Genomic DNA, 15178 nt, shown 5'->3' on the forward strand with positions numbered 1-15178 from the left:
TGTACTTGCATTGAGTCCAATCAAAACCCCTTGGGTGTTGTATGGTTAAGCCTCACGGGCAATTAGTACAGGTTAGCTCAACGCCTCACAACGCTTACACACCCTGCCTATCAACGTTCTAGTCTCGAACAACCCTTTAGGACACTTAAAGTGTCAGGGAAGACTCATCTCAGGGCTCGCTTCCCGCTTAGATGCTTTCAGCGGTTATCGATTCCGAACTTAGCTACCGGGCAATGCGTCTGGCGACACAACCCGAACACCAGAGGTTCGTCCACTCCGGTCCTCTCGTACTAGGAGCAGCCCCCTTCAATCTTCCAACGCCCACGGCAGATAGGGACCGAACTGTCTCACGACGTTCTAAACCCAGCTCGCGTACCACTTTAAATGGCGAACAGCCATACCCTTGGGACCGACTTCAGCCCCAGGATGTGATGAGCCGACATCGAGGTGCCAAACACCGCCGTCGATATGAACTCTTGGGCGGTATCAGCCTGTTATCCCCGGAGTACCTTTTATCCGTTGAGCGATGGCCCTTCCATTCAGAACCACCGGATCACTATGACCTGCTTTCGCACCTGCTCGAATTGTCATTCTCGCAGTCAAGCGGGCTTATGCCATTGCACTAACCTCACGATGTCCAACCGTGATTAGCCCACCTTCGTGCTCCTCCGTTACTCTTTGGGAGGAGACCGCCCCAGTCAAACTACCCACCAGGCACTGTCCTCGAACCGGATAACGGTCCAGAGTTAGAACATCAAACATACAAGGGTGGTATTTCAAGGACGGCTCCAACGCAACTGGCGTCACGTCTTCAAAGCCTCCCACCTATCCTACACATGTAGGTTCAATGTTCAGTGCCAAGCTGTAGTAAAGGTTCACGGGGTCTTTCCGTCTAGCCGCGGGTACACTGCATCTTCACAGCGATTTCAATTTCACTGAGTCTCGGGTGGAGACAGCGTGGCCATCATTACGCCATTCGTGCAGGTCGGAACTTACCCGACAAGGAATTTCGCTACCTTAGGACCGTTATAGTTACGGCCGCCGTTTACCGGGGCTTCGATCAAGAGCTTCGACCGAAGTCTAACCCCATCAATTAACCTTCCGGCACCGGGCAGGCGTCACACCGTATACGTCATCTTACGATTTTGCACAGTGCTGTGTTTTTAATAAACAGTTGCAGCCACCTGGTATCTGCGACTCTCAATAGCTCCATCCGCGAGGGACTTCACCGTCAAGAGCGTACCTTCTCCCGAAGTTACGGTACCATTTTGCCTAGTTCCTTCACCCGAGTTCTCTCAAGCGCCTTGGTATTCTCTACCCGACCACCTGTGTCGGTTTGGGGTACGATTCCTTACAATCTGAAGCTTAGAGGCTTTTCCTGGAAGCATGGCATCAATGACTTCATCACCGTAGTGACTCGACATCGTGTCTCAGCCTTAAAGAGAGCCGGATTTACCTAACCCTCAAGCCTACGCACTTGAACCTGGACAACCGTCGCCAGGCCCACCTAGCCTTCTCCGTCCCCCCATCGCAATTGTAAGAAGTACGGGAATATTAACCCGTTTCCCATCGACTACGCCTTTCGGCCTCGCCTTAGGGGTCGACTTACCCTGCCCCGATTAACGTTGGACAGGAACCCTTGGTCTTCCGGCGAGGAGGTTTTTCACCCCCTTTATCGTTACTCATGTCAGCATTCGCACTTCTGATACCTCCAGCAAACCTTACAGTTCACCTTCAACGGCTTACAGAACGCTCCCCTACCCAATACGATAAATCGCATTGCCGCAGCTTCGGTTTACAGCTTAGCCCCGTTACATCTTCCGCGCAGGCCGACTCGACTAGTGAGCTATTACGCTTTCTTTAAATGATGGCTGCTTCTAAGCCAACATCCTAGCTGTCTGAGCCTTCCCACATCGTTTCCCACTTAGCTGTAATTTGGGACCTTAGCTGGCGGTCTGGGTTGTTTCCCTCTCCACGACGGACGTTAGCACCCGCCGTGTGTCTCCCGGATAGTACTTACTGGTATTCGGAGTTTGCAAAGGGTTGGTAAGTCGGGATGACCCCCTAGCCTTAACAGTGCTCTACCCCCAGTAGTATTCGTCCGAGGCGCTACCTAAATAGCTTTCGGGGAGAACCAGCTATCTCCGAGTTTGATTGGCCTTTCACCCCTAGCCACAAGTCATCCGCTAATTTTTCAACATTAGTCGGTTCGGTCCTCCAATTGATGTTACTCAATCTTCAACCTGCCCATGGCTAGATCACCCGGTTTCGGGTCTATATCCAGAGACTGAACGCCCAGTTAAGACTCGGTTTCCCTACGGCTCCCCTAATTGGTTAACCTTGCCACTGAATATAAGTCGCTGACCCATTATACAAAAGGTACGCAGTCACACCACGAAGGTGCTCCTACTGCTTGTACGTACACGGTTTCAGGTTCTATTTCACTCCCCTCACAGGGGTTCTTTTCGCCTTTCCCTCACGGTACTGGTTCACTATCGGTCAGTCAGGAGTATTTAGCCTTGGAGGATGGTCCCCCCATGTTCAGACAGGATAACACGTGTCCCGCCCTACTCGATTTCACTGAACATGCGCTGCCGGTTACGGGGCTATCACCCTGTTTCGCGGTCCTTTCCAGAACCTTCACCTGACGCATATAAAGCTTAAGGGCTAATCCAATTTCGCTCGCCGCTACTTTCGGAATCTCAATTGATTTCTTTTCCTCGGGGTACTTAGATGTTTCAGTTCCCCCGGTTCGCTTCATTAACCTATGTATTCAGTTAATGATACGTGCTTATGCACGTGGGTTTCCCCATTCGGAAATCCCAGACTCAAATGACTCTTACTGTCTCATCTGGGCTTATCGCAAGTTAGTACGTCCTTCATCGCCTCTGACTGCCAAGGCATCCACCGTGTACGCTTAGTCACTTAACCATACAACCCGAAGGAGTTTCGAGTTGATGAACAAGTCACCAAGTTTGTCTGCAATTATTTAAACATGATGCAGACTTGATTTTGCCGGACTCAATTTTGAAACTTGAAAACAAGTTTCTACCAAGCACACTTGAATGTGTTGTTGGTGTATTCCGCTAAGGAATACATTGAGAACTTTACAAATAATCTAAAAGATTATTTTGTCAGCTTTCCAAATTGTTAAAGAGCAAGATTTTCTAATGAAAACCATTTTTAAGAACACTTTTCTTCATAACAAAGAAATCGCAAATGCGCTTAAAGATGGTGGAGCTAAGCAGGATCGAACTGCTGACCTCCTGCGTGCAAGGCAGGCGCTCTCCCAGCTGAGCTATAGCCCCATCAGGTGTTGATACTGTGTGCCAATCTCCTGGGAGGAAGATTGGTGGGTCTGAGTGGACTCGAACCACCGACCTCTCGCTTATCAGGCGAACGCTCTAACCACCTGAGCTACAGACCCAGTATCGTCTCTTAAACGTTATAAACCATCAATCTGTGTGAACACTCATCGCAATAATCATTCGTATAAGGAGGTGATCCAGCGCCAGGTTCCCCTAGCGCTACCTTGTTACGACTTCACCCCAGTCATGAACCACAAAGTGGCAAGCGTCCTCCCGAAGGTTAAACTACCTGCTTCTTTTGCAGCCCACTCCCATGGTGTGACGGGCGGTGTGTACAAGGCCCGGGAACGTATTCACCGTGGCATTCTGATCCACGATTACTAGCGATTCCGACTTCATGGAGTCGAGTTGCAGACTCCAATCCGGACTACGACGCACTTTTTGGGATTCGCTCACTTTCGCAAGTTGGCCGCCCTCTGTATGCGCCATTGTAGCACGTGTGTAGCCCTACTCGTAAGGGCCATGATGACTTGACGTCGTCCCCACCTTCCTCCGGTTTATCACCGGCAGTCTCCCTGGAGTTCCCGACATTACTCGCTGGCAAACAAGGATAAGGGTTGCGCTCGTTGCGGGACTTAACCCAACATTTCACAACACGAGCTGACGACAGCCATGCAGCACCTGTCTCTCAGTTCCCGAAGGCACTAAAGCATCTCTGCTAAATTCTGAGGATGTCAAGAGTAGGTAAGGTTCTTCGCGTTGCATCGAATTAAACCACATGCTCCACCGCTTGTGCGGGCCCCCGTCAATTCATTTGAGTTTTAATCTTGCGACCGTACTCCCCAGGCGGTCTACTTAACGCGTTAGCTCCGAAAGCCACGGCTCAAGGCCACAACCTCCAAGTAGACATCGTTGACGGCGTGGACTACCAGGGTATCTAATCCTGTTTGCTCCCCACGCTTTCGCATCTGAGTGTCAGTATCTGTCCAGGGGGCCGCCTTCGCCACCGGTATTCCTTCAGATCTCTACGCATTTCACCGCTACACCTGAAATTCTACCCCCCTCTACAGTACTCTAGCCTGCCAGTTTCAAATGCAATTCCGAGGTTGAGCCCCGGGCTTTCACATCTGACTTAACAAACCACCTGCATGCGCTTTACGCCCAGTAATTCCGATTAACGCTCGCACCCTCCGTATTACCGCGGCTGCTGGCACGGAGTTAGCCGGTGCTTCTTCTGCAGCTAACGTCAAACGAATGTGCTATTAACACACCCGCCTTCCTCACTGCTGAAAGTACTTTACAACCCGAAGGCCTTCTTCATACACGCGGCATGGCTGCATCAGGCTTGCGCCCATTGTGCAATATTCCCCACTGCTGCCTCCCGTAGGAGTCTGGACCGTGTCTCAGTTCCAGTGTGGCTGATCATCCTCTCAGACCAGCTAGGGATCGTCGCCTTGGTGAGCCCTTACCTCACCAACTAGCTAATCCCACCTGGGCATATCCTGACGCGAGAGGCCCGAAGGTCCCCCTCTTTGAGCCGAAGCTATTATGCGGTATTAGCCATCGTTTCCAATGGTTATCCCCCACATCAGGGCAATTTCCCAGGCATTACTCACCCGTCCGCCGCTCGCCGCCCTTAACGTTCCCCGAAGGTTCAGTTAAGTCGCTGCCGCTCGACTTGCATGTGTTAGGCCTGCCGCCAGCGTTCAATCTGAGCCATGATCAAACTCTTCAATTTAAGATTTTGTGGCTCAATGAATACTGACTTCAAATTACCTTAGTAATTCAAAGCTATTATCATTCCAACAGAATGATAATGAATTGACTGTGCCGATACCGAAGTATCGATTGGTCACTCAGTTCATTGATACCTAAGTTGATTCTTTAGAATCATCTTTGATTATCATCAACGAGTGCCCACACAGATTGATAGGTTTATATTGTTAAAGAGCGTGCTTTTCGAGAAGCTTTTCTCTCAAAGCGGAGGTGCATTCTAGCGAGTTAATTTGAAGAGTCAAACACTTTTTCAAATTTATTTCTCAGAAGCTTTTCACCTCGCTGACTAGCCCTGAAGCCTTGTGGCGTCTGCCGTGTCAGTGAGGCGGCATTATAGAGAGTTGCTTCAACTTGGCAATACTAAAAATCACTTTTTTTATAAAAAAACGTTTGTTTGATTATTAAACAAACGAACGCCTTTTTATGCAGACTTTATTCTCAACACACCCACAATTTACTCACAAAAAGCTGTGGATAACTAATCATCACTATCAAAAAAGTAGGAAATCCGTGAACGAGGATTGAGGTAATCCCGAATTTTGTCCGGTAACTTATTCGGTAATATCGCACTGACTATTTTTATGTCTTTATTTGCTAGGTCGATAATCGGAGCCTGAGTACGTGGTACTGAAGGGTCATAGATGAGGACGTTAGGAAACAGCAGATGCTTAGCATTCACCGAGATGACCAAACCCACCATGTCATTAGAAAGCTGAACCACTGTTCCGGGCGGAAACACCCCCATGAATTTGACCATGATATTGAGGTTTTCATGGTTATACAGATGGCGGCAATTCTTATAAAGGTGAGATAACGCGATATAAGGGATTTTTTGCTCAGCCACTACATTGGGGTGGCAAAGGTTATCAAACGCATTGGCGACTGCGACTACCTGCGCCAATTCATCAATTTCTTCTTCTTTATAACCCTGCGGATAGCCAGAGCCATCATTCAATTCATGATGCTGCTCTATCACTCGCATCGCACTGGCCGGAAAGTCCTCTATATTAGCAGCTAGCTCCTGGCCATACTTGGTATGCAGTTTGAGGTAGTTTTTTTCCGGTTCACTGAGCGGAGTCGGCTTTCTGACAATGGCACTCGGCACGCGAATTTTACCAATATCATGAAACAGACAGGCGAAAGCGAGCTCTTTCAATTTATCAGCAGGAAATCCTTTGTTCTTACCTATCATCATGGCAATCACTGAAACATTAAGTGAATGGAAATAGATGTCTTCAAATTCACTTTTGCTGTTCATCAGATGCAGGGTAACGCTGTCCTCACTGAGTAGCTTGTCGACGACATCATCGACCAGCTGCTTAGCCTCATCGACCGCATCCTGCGGACGATTACGAATTTTATTCATAACCGCACGCATCCGCGCCAGTGAGCGTTCAAATTCTTTCTCACAATGCAAAACCCGGCGCCGATAAGCATTCAGTTTTTCGATTCGTTTCTGCTTTTCCTGCCATAGCTTGTCAGCTTCATCGTCAATAGCAGGATCACTGCCCTCTTCAGCTTCTGGCTGCCCTTGGGTCTGTGGAGGTAAAGGTGAGGTATCACTTTGAGCCGGATTCAAAAAAACGTGCTGAATACCCAGATGCCGAATCAGACGGATTTGTTCCTGAGTCGAAATCTTAAAGCTGTTAAACAGAAAAGGATGCTCATTCCATTTGACCGGCAAACGGATATGTAAACCAGGTTGCAGCCTATCTACCGTAATTTTGATACTCGCCACTCTATCACTCTGTCCATGGTGTGCAGGATCCTGCTTATCAGGGGCCTTAATGTTAGGTGTTCATATATTAGAAGAACTCAATAATAAGATCATCAATACAATCCTCAGAGTCAGTTCATGAAGCGAGATCTTCAACAAACTTCGCAATTAATGATCCAGCGAACACCGAACTGATCCTCAACTTTTCCGCACCGGGTGCCCCAGAAACGTGTCTTCTAATGGCATCATCACTTTACCCTGTTCCGCTAACTGCTCGAATAATACGAGTTGACGATCAATGTCATCCATGACTACAGACAGTGCAATCTGATTATCTTTGAGCTCCTGAGTGGCAATGCCATCAGACAGCATTAACTTCATATGCTGCGTAACCAGTTCAGCATGCATGATCCAGTTCGGATCAACGCCTTTAATCAACTGCGGCGCTTCATGAAAATAGCGTTTAGTTAATACATGGCCGTCAAAACACTGGCAATAGAAGTCGAGCGCCTGTTCACAGCGACCGGAAAAAAATATATACGGTGTGAGGATAAACATAGTCACCTCCTGCTTTTATAAAAAGCATAGTCGATCCCTCTCACCAAATCTTAATACTGGAATGTCACTTTACAGATAGGGACTCAAGCAGCGCCAAAGTTCTGCCTGCTTGTCTGCTACATCTTTAGCTATCAATCACTCATCTCAGTACGGTTACGACCATTATGCTTGGCCTGATACAGCGCCATATCCGCCTTTTTCATCACTGATTCAATGGTTTCATCATCAGCGGCCCAATGCGCCACACCAATTGAAATAGTAATAGACGGCACCATAGTGAAACTATGATTGGCCACTGAGGCCCGGATACGTTCCGCCACCTCATAAGCCCGGGCGATATTGGTATTACTGAGAAACAGGATAAATTCTTCTCCGCCTGCACGACACACAATATCTTGCTCTCGTGCCTGCTGTTTCATCAAACTCGATACTTCGCGTAGCAGCTCATCACCCGCATCATGCCCATAGGTATCATTGACCTTCTTGAAATAATCCAAATCCAGTGCAAGCACAGAAAATGGTATCTGGCGGACAGTAAAACTCTCAATACTTTGTTCTAACCCACGTCGGTTCAACAATCCGGTCATAGCATCAGTTAAGCTGTCGGACTGCAGTCGATCGATCGTGTTAGACACAACCCCGAATGCACGTAGAAAACTCTGTTTGAGGTGAGCGGCCTCAAAATACCAGGGTTTGACGAGTTTCATCTCATCCATGACTAAACTGTCACTTTCTAGTTTCTTGACCGCGCTGGCCAATTGCCAAAGTGGTTTTGAGATAAAAATCGCCGATATCCAGATAATAATCAGCGTGACGATACCTATCGGGATCGATTGCCACACCACTTTAAGCAACTGTTCATCAAGCACCATCAATGCCTCTGCACGTGGTTTCTGCGCCACAATACCCCAACCGGATTGTTTAACCGGAGCATAACCGGCCAGCATTTCAGTACCGAGAAAATTGAACGTATCGATGTGGCCGGTTTCACCACGTGTGACTGCGTTTATCGCCGCATTTTTTGTGATCACCTGGCCGATGCGTCGATGGTCCGGGTGATAAATCAGAGTACGATTATGATCAACCACATACAGATATGAACCGTCACGGTAACTGTGTTTACCCAGTAGCGTGGCCAGCATATTTTTCTGTTCCAGATAAATCGTGCCGCTGACAAATCCCTGATACTGGCCGGAAGTTGAAAAGATCGGATAAGAGATACTGGTAATATAGTTGCCCGCCGGGGAGACGAAAGGATCAGTAATCAGCGGCTTTTTTGCCGTGAGAGACTGGAGCGAGTTGACGCCGGTCAGCGTCATGCCAGTCACTGGCAGCGTTTGCGGCGCGATCGCCTGAATCACACCATCGGCATCGACCACGACCACAGAATTAAATGAGTCAGTCTGCTTTTTTAGCCGCTCAGTCTCAGCCAACAACAATTCAGGATCCGCGATTTTATCACTCAGCACCGCTGCACTAAACGCGAGCTGATTGAGTGCCGAAGTCAAAAATGCATCTGTCATTTCGGCCATCTTCTCGGCATACACCTGATTAGAAGCCAAAGTATTGTCGACGATTAACTCTCGCTGCACCCGATACATGGAGTAGAATGCATTGATTAGGGTGATAAATGCAGTGAATATGCACAACAGTAAAATGAGTCTTCTTAAATTTAGTTTATCTCCGGACACTTCTATCATTCCATTAACCGTTGCCTATTGGTTTTCTTCCGCTACTTTTCCGTGCACAATCATAGCGACAATTTACTTACCATTACATGCAATAAATCAGAGTATTAATATTGTTCACGTCTAAAAAATGACACTGAGTCGAGATTAAAGCGTGAATTTAATTCATAGTAATATTGAACAGAATTCAATTTGATAAAAATCACAATATGGTTCAATAACCGCCATCATCCCACGTACTTCAGGCGCTTAAGATGAAAAAATTAACCATCATAGACGGTGGTATGGGCAGAGAATTAGAACGAATCGGTGCCCCGTTTTCACAAACGATGTGGAGTGCACAAGCGCTGTTGGAAACACCAGGCTATGTGCGCCAAGCTCATCAAAATTTTATTGATGCCGGAGCACAAGTCATCATTGCAAACAGCTCCGCTTGCGTACCCTTTTATCTCGGTCAAGAGTGCTATCAGACGAAAGGTGAATTACTGGCACGCGAGGCAGCTATTATCGCTCAGTCCGTCGTACAGCACGAAAAAGTGAAGCACCAGAATAAAGTTCTGGCTGCGGGTGCGTTATCTCCACCTTATGGCAATGACAACCCAGACTTGTTTGATCCTGAGTCTGCACAGAGTATCTATCACGCTCTGTTTACAGCTCAAAACCGCTACGTTGATCTGTGGTTCGCAGAAGAGATATCCAGTATAACTGAACTCAAATTAGTGCAATCGGTTCTGAAACAAGCTCAGCAACCCTGTTACTACATTTTATCGCTGAGCAAGGAAATAACCCCCGAACTTAAGCTGCGCTCCGGAGAGTCCGCTATTGATGCCATTGATTTTATCGTCCAGCACGGTGGCCAGGGTATTCTGTTTGAGAGTGAAACAACCGGCGTCATTTCCCAAGCGATTACTCATGCCGCGGAACACATCAAGCATGCAGATATCGAACTGGGCGGATACATCAATTTTTCCGCCACCACAGACTCTGCCCTTACAGCACAAAACACGAGTACACCAATCTTGGAACTCTCACCACAAAGTTACTTAGTATTGGCGCAACATTGGTATCAGCTCGGAGCCACTCTTTTCGGAGGATGTTGCGGTATCAGGCCGGAACATATCCAAGTACTGGCTCAATGGCGAGATAGCCAAAAACCCTTGATTGCTGCTCAATAATCTCAGGCCGTGAGCTGCACAAATAATAAACCCCGAAATTTTCGGGGTTTATTTCTATCACCGAACATATTGCTCGACGACCTGTGAGCTCACTAAGCCAAATGAGCCAGACTGAATATCAGGGTCAGTTCATCACGATTTCGGTACACACCCCAACCCCATTCCAATTCAACATCACACCATGCGGTTATCTACCAAAAAAGCCATGTTTATCAATAATATATTACATTATCAGTCAGAATAATGGTCAGACTTAGCTATCAGGACACATAAATAGATCCCCCTTTTTACGTCCATGGTTGAACTGCAATCGATTTTGCTACGTATGAGAGAAAGTTGGCAGAAGTAGCGCTGACAAATCGTGTTTAAGATTACGCTGCAACAGGAAAATATTATGAAAAACCGTTTTACAGCTTCAGCAAAAACCTTTTGTCTTTTAACTGCACTGACCACTGCCTCTTCTATGGCGTGGGCCGGACATCACCTTGGCGTCAAAGCGACTGATCAAGATGTTTCCGGTGGAACAGTGTCTGCCAACATGATTATGGCCGGTGACAATGGCTGGATGGTCGTGCACCGAAACCGATAAAGAAATGAAACCCGGCCCGGTGGTTGGTTACTCGCCGGTTAAAAAAGGCAACAACAGTGATGTTACTGCGATCCTAACTGAACCAGTCAAATCTGGTGAGATGCTGATGTTAATGTTACACGGCGAAGCCGGCGGCATGAAAACCGGTATTTTTGAGTACACGTTAGGTGCCAAAGAAGATGGCCCGGTACGCGAAGACGGCAAGCTGGTTATGAGTGTGATTACGGCCAAATAATCTGCAAGCAAATCATAGTGACAAAGGGGACCGTGTTGTCCCCTTATGTTTTCCCGTCCCTGTTTTTCACTAACCCAAAACGACAAAAGGCCGCTTCAACAAGCGACCTTTCTAATCATGGTACCGATGGGCGGGCTGACCGGGCTTGCGCTCAAGCCGACACTCCGGAAAACGCCATTTTCCCGTCCCTGTATTTCACTGCCCCCAAAACGACGAAAGGCCGCTTCAACAAGCGACCTTTCTAATCATGGTACCGACGGGCTGACCGGACTTGCGCTCAAGCCGACACTCCGGAAAACGCCGTTTTCCCGTCCCTGTTTTTCACTGCTCCCAAACGACGAAAGGCCGCTTTAATAAGCGACCTTTCTAATCATGGTACCGATGGGCGGACTGACCGGGCTTGCGCTCAAGCCGACACTCCGGAAAACGCTGTTTTCCCGTCCCTGTATTTCACTGCTCCCAAAACGACGAAAGGCCGCTTTAATAAGCGACCTTTCTAATCATGGTACCGATGGGCGGGCTGACCGGGCTTGCGCTCAAGCCGACACTCCGGAAAACGCCGTTTTCCCGCCCTGTATTTCACTGCTCCCAAAACGACGAAAGGCCGCTTCAATAAGCGACCTTTCTAATCATGGTACCGATGGGCGGACTTGAACCGCCACTCCCGAAGGAAACGGATTTTGAATCCGTCGTGTCTACCAATTTCACCACACCGGCATCTTAGGGGAATCCCCTGCAATGGATGGTCATTATACGTAAGAACGAAGAGGGTGCAATAACAATATATTGAAAACTAAATTGTTTGCTGAATATTTCGCCCCCCCCCCCCCCCTGACTCTCCTAATTCAGGCTCACTCTCTCGTTATTACTCGTTATGCGCCAATAAGATAACCTGATTACGCCCCTGTGCTTTGGCCTGATACAACGCCATATCCGCCCGCTTGAACAAAGAGGCTTCACTGTCCTGCGCTCTATAACTGGTGACACCGGCGCTGATGGTAAACCCGGGTAAACCCTTCTCGCGCAAATCCTCCACCAGCTGTCTCAGATCTTGTGCCAGTTGATAGCTGCTGTCGCCATTTTGCATCGGTAATACAATCGCGAACTCCTCACCGCCGAGGCGAAACAGCATATCCGTAGAGCGAATACGCTGCTTGAGCTGAGCAACTAACAGTTGTAGTAGCTGGTCCCCCACCTGGTGACCATAACGATCATTGACCCGTTTAAAATAATCCACATCCAGCAATACCAGACCAAAGTCATAACCACCACGCGCGGCCAGATCCAGCTGTAGTTGAATCTGCTCTTCCCATTTATGGCGATTGAATGCACCGGTCAGTTTGTCCTGGGTCGCGAGCGCCAGTAACTGCTTTTCTACCCTTGCACGGCTGGTCATCTCAACGCTGAGACGTGACATCACAATATTGATTTCATATTCCAGTTTCCGCCAGCTCGTCGCGGGTCTGGATAGGGGCCACATCAAGCTCTGATGCTCCGTTGCCCTGATCAAGCGTCGAGGTCATGGTATGAATTTCACCCTGAATCCGGCGGATACGATGCAGAATGATCTGCACAATATAAACGGTCAGAAATAATCCTAATCCCAGCGCGCCAACACCAAGCAGTATACTGACCAGCAGGAAATCTTTCTCGTGCCGCTCTGTGTAATAAGCATCCTGACGAGTGACGTCCTCGAGATGGCCAATAATGCTTGTACCGGCTGCTTCCAGTTCATCGGCCAGGGTTTCCATCCTATTCTGCTCCGCAGCAGAAATAACATCTCGTCCAGCCACCATTTCCAGGTGTTGTTCAAACGCAGCGCTCTGCTGCGCATAGCGACTGATCTCGTGCAATACCTGCTGATGCTTGGCAGGCATCAGGATTACTTTGTGCTGACTCAGACTCTGCTCAATCAACTGTACCGCTTTATCGAGCAGGCTCTTCATTTTGTGCTTTTGAAATGCCAGCTGCTGATGGCGTTTGAGCTCATCATATGACTTCCCCGCTAACAGTGAGCGCTCAAACTGCTGGTGTTGTTCCAGTTCAATAAACTCTATCTGGCGCATAATCTGGCTGAGAGGGATATCCAGATAGGCGAGCTCACGCATCTCATGGTCTATCTGCTTAATTTTGTAACCTGAATAGACAATCGCAAACAGCAAAAACGTCAGCAGTAAAACGAACAGCCCGCCGATTTTGTGTTTGATTGAAGCGTGATACCAATTAAAAAGCGCCATGAATTTTCCTAACCAGAAAATGAAACCAGACCAAGAGTCGTCACCAATACCGCCGGCTGCACCGAGCCCAGCTCTGCCATAATGGCCGAATTTTACCTGCAGACTCAGCACAGGCAAGTTTGGGTACGCTTTTGTGAACCGATTCGATCGCTCTGCTTCCTCAGGGTAACAAATTGCGGCGAATCCCTAAGCTGTGCGGCAGCTCTCTTTTCACCTGACCAACCAGGCTATATCCTGACGACCGGTTGATTAGATACAAAGGTTGTTATGAACGAGTCCACTCTGCCTCCTGCCGGGCTGCTACGCCGTGTCGGAGCACTGATTTACGATACACTGGTGGTAATGGCGATCCTGATGATTGCCGGTGGCGTTGTCGTTGCTGTACTGGAAGCGTGTGTCGCCGCCGGGATACTCAGTTATGCCCCTTATCAGGACGCGGGTGACCTGCTTAGCCACCACCCGCTCTGGAGCCCGGTTTATACCCTGTATCTGGCCTGCGCCTGGATCTACTTTTTCGTGTTCTTCTGGACCCGCGGCGGCCAAACCCTCGGAATGCGGGCCTGGAAACTGGTAGTCTGTAATCCGGACGGTACGCGCATTTCAGCGACACAGGCACTGATCCGCCTGGCAACATCGGTCTTCGGACTGGGAAACCTGACCGTACCTTTTGACCCGAAGAAACGTGCTTTTCAGGACATGTGGGCCAAGACCTGTGTGGTGGTGCTGCCTAAAGTAAAATAGCGCAGTCCCCCGGTTAAAGAATAAAAAGTTAAGGAATAAAAAAGGAAAGCTTCTGCTTTCCTTTTCTGTTCATAGCGCCGGTTACAGTTTGCGTCGCAGTAGCACGATAGCAATACTGAGGAACACCAGACTCGGCGCGACAGCGCCAAACACCGGCGGAATGCCATACACCAGACTGAGCGGACCAAAAAACTCACTGGAGATATAGAAGGTGAAACCTGCGATGACTCCGGACAAGATCCGGGCGCCCATAGTAACACTGCGCAGCGGACCAAAGATAAACGACAGGGCCATCAGCATCATTACCGCAATCGAAAACGGCTGAGTAATCTTACGCCAGAAACGCCAGTTCATAACGGGTGGCATCCTGTTCCGACTCTTTGAGATAATGGACATAATCATACAAACCACTCAGTGCCAGCTCTTCCGGCTTGACGGTGACCACCGCCAGCTTGTCCGGGGCCAGAGAGGTCTGCCAGCGATATTCCGGCAGTGACTGTTTCGTGATGACGACGTCATCTTTCATGTCAGTTACCTCAACGCCTTTCATCATCCATAGATTGTCGCCGAGATAATCGGCCTGTTTGGCAAAAACCACGTTGGTCAGATGTTTATTGTCATCGAAACGCCACATATTGAGGCCGTGCAGACGGTTATCGTCTATTTTCGCGATGAAGATAAAATCATTGACATCGCGCGCCCATACCCCGGTACGCACCGATAAAATCTGGCCGCCTGAGGTTGCGAATGCGCGCAAATCACGCGCCGCTTTCTGTGCCTGCGGCGCGCCCCACTCACCAAGCAGAGTGACCATAATCATCAGCGGCACCGCGGTTTTCAGCACCGACAAACCAATATCAATTTTCGAAAAACCCGCCGCCTGCATGACCACTAACTCTGAACTTGCGGCCAGGGCACCAAGACCAATCAGTGCACCCAGCAATGCAGCCATCGGGAAAAACATTTCAATATCACGCGGAATGCTCAGCACCACAAACAGCAGGGCCTGCAGCAGATCGTAGGTACCGTCTCCCACTTTGCGCAGCTGTTCAACATATTTGATGATACCGGACAACCCGACAAAGGTGGCCAGTACCAGCATGGTGGTGGCAATAATGGTGCGGCCAATGTACCAGTCAAGAATCTTAAACACG

At 48.7% G+C, this 15178-nt stretch carries 8 protein-coding genes, 3 tRNA genes, 2 rRNA genes and 2 pseudogenes; 4 read left to right on the forward strand and 11 right to left on the reverse strand.

The features are described 5' to 3' along the window. Positions 1-41 precede the first annotated feature (41 nt). The 7 genes and pseudogenes from ABDK09_21460 to ABDK09_21490 all read right to left on the reverse strand — a co-directional run bounded on the left by ABDK09_21460 (position 42) and on the right by ABDK09_21490 (position 9059). A 23S ribosomal RNA gene (locus ABDK09_21460) occupies positions 42-2931 on the reverse strand. Between the two features lie 301 nt (positions 2932-3232). Then, positions 3233-3308: transfer RNA gene (locus ABDK09_21465), tRNA-Ala, on the reverse strand. Between the two features lie 42 nt (positions 3309-3350). Beyond that, positions 3351-3427: transfer RNA gene (locus ABDK09_21470), tRNA-Ile, on the reverse strand. A 66-nt stretch (positions 3428-3493) separates the two neighbouring features. Then, positions 3494-5046: ribosomal RNA gene (locus ABDK09_21475) — 16S ribosomal RNA — on the reverse strand. The 16S and 23S rRNA genes sit together here with 2 tRNA genes alongside, the layout of an rRNA operon. A 516-nt stretch (positions 5047-5562) precedes the next feature. Then, positions 5563-6822 carry an HD-GYP domain-containing protein gene (locus tag ABDK09_21480; protein XAW89299.1) on the reverse strand — a complete coding sequence of 420 codons (1260 nt, stop codon included), beginning with the start codon at positions 6820-6822 and terminating at the stop codon, positions 5563-5565. A 131-nt stretch (positions 6823-6953) separates the two neighbouring features. Next, positions 6954-7359, reverse strand: a pseudogene (locus ABDK09_21485) (VOC family protein). Positions 7360-7490: 131 nt separating this feature from the next. Beyond that, positions 7491-9059 (reverse strand): sensor domain-containing diguanylate cyclase, encoded by a 1569-nt coding sequence (locus ABDK09_21490; GenBank protein XAW89300.1) that lies wholly within the window; start codon positions 9057-9059, stop codon positions 7491-7493. Positions 9060-9301: 242 nt separating this feature from the next. Here ABDK09_21490 and ABDK09_21495 point away from each other — a divergent pair, with 242 nt between their 5' ends. The 3 genes from ABDK09_21495 (at position 9302) to ABDK09_21505 (ending at position 11046) form a co-directional block, all read left to right on the forward strand. Then, positions 9302-10222 carry a homocysteine S-methyltransferase family protein gene (locus ABDK09_21495; protein XAW89301.1) on the forward strand — a complete coding sequence of 307 codons (921 nt, stop codon included), beginning with the start codon at positions 9302-9304 and terminating at the stop codon, positions 10220-10222. Positions 10223-10616: 394 nt separating this feature from the next. Then, complete coding sequence (locus ABDK09_21500; GenBank protein XAW89302.1) at positions 10617-10811, forward strand: hypothetical protein; 195 nt, start codon at positions 10617-10619, stop codon at positions 10809-10811. A 4-nt stretch (positions 10812-10815) separates the two neighbouring features. Continuing rightward, entirely contained in the window at positions 10816-11046 is a 231-nt protein-coding gene (locus tag ABDK09_21505) for a hypothetical protein (protein XAW89303.1), read from the forward strand. A gap of 632 nt (positions 11047-11678) precedes the next feature. Here the strand turns inward: ABDK09_21505 and ABDK09_21510 are convergent. The 3 genes from ABDK09_21510 to ABDK09_21520 all read right to left on the reverse strand — a co-directional run bounded on the left by ABDK09_21510 (position 11679) and on the right by ABDK09_21520 (position 13283). Further along, positions 11679-11763 (reverse strand) — tRNA-Leu (locus tag ABDK09_21510). A gap of 148 nt (positions 11764-11911) precedes the next feature. Further along, complete coding sequence (locus ABDK09_21515; GenBank protein ID XAW90797.1) at positions 11912-12463, reverse strand: GGDEF domain-containing protein; 552 nt, start codon at positions 12461-12463, stop codon at positions 11912-11914. Positions 12464-12476: 13 nt separating this feature from the next. Next, positions 12477-13283 carry a hypothetical protein gene (locus ABDK09_21520; GenBank protein ID XAW89304.1) on the reverse strand — a complete coding sequence of 269 codons (807 nt, stop codon included), beginning with the start codon at positions 13281-13283 and terminating at the stop codon, positions 12477-12479. A gap of 267 nt (positions 13284-13550) precedes the next feature. Here ABDK09_21520 and ABDK09_21525 point away from each other — a divergent pair, with 267 nt between their 5' ends. Further along, a complete protein-coding gene (locus ABDK09_21525; protein XAW89305.1) occupies positions 13551-14024 on the forward strand; it encodes an RDD family protein in 474 nt (157 codons plus the stop codon). An 81-nt stretch (positions 14025-14105) separates the two neighbouring features. On the opposite strand, the pseudogene lptG reads toward ABDK09_21525, so the two are convergent. After that, positions 14106-15177 (reverse strand): annotated as a pseudogene (gene lptG / locus ABDK09_21530) (LPS export ABC transporter permease LptG). Between the last annotated feature and the right edge of the window lies 1 nt (position 15178).

Source organism: Vibrio sp. CDRSL-10 TSBA, assembly GCA_039696685.1.
Lineage (GTDB): Bacteria > Pseudomonadota > Gammaproteobacteria > Enterobacterales > Vibrionaceae > Vibrio.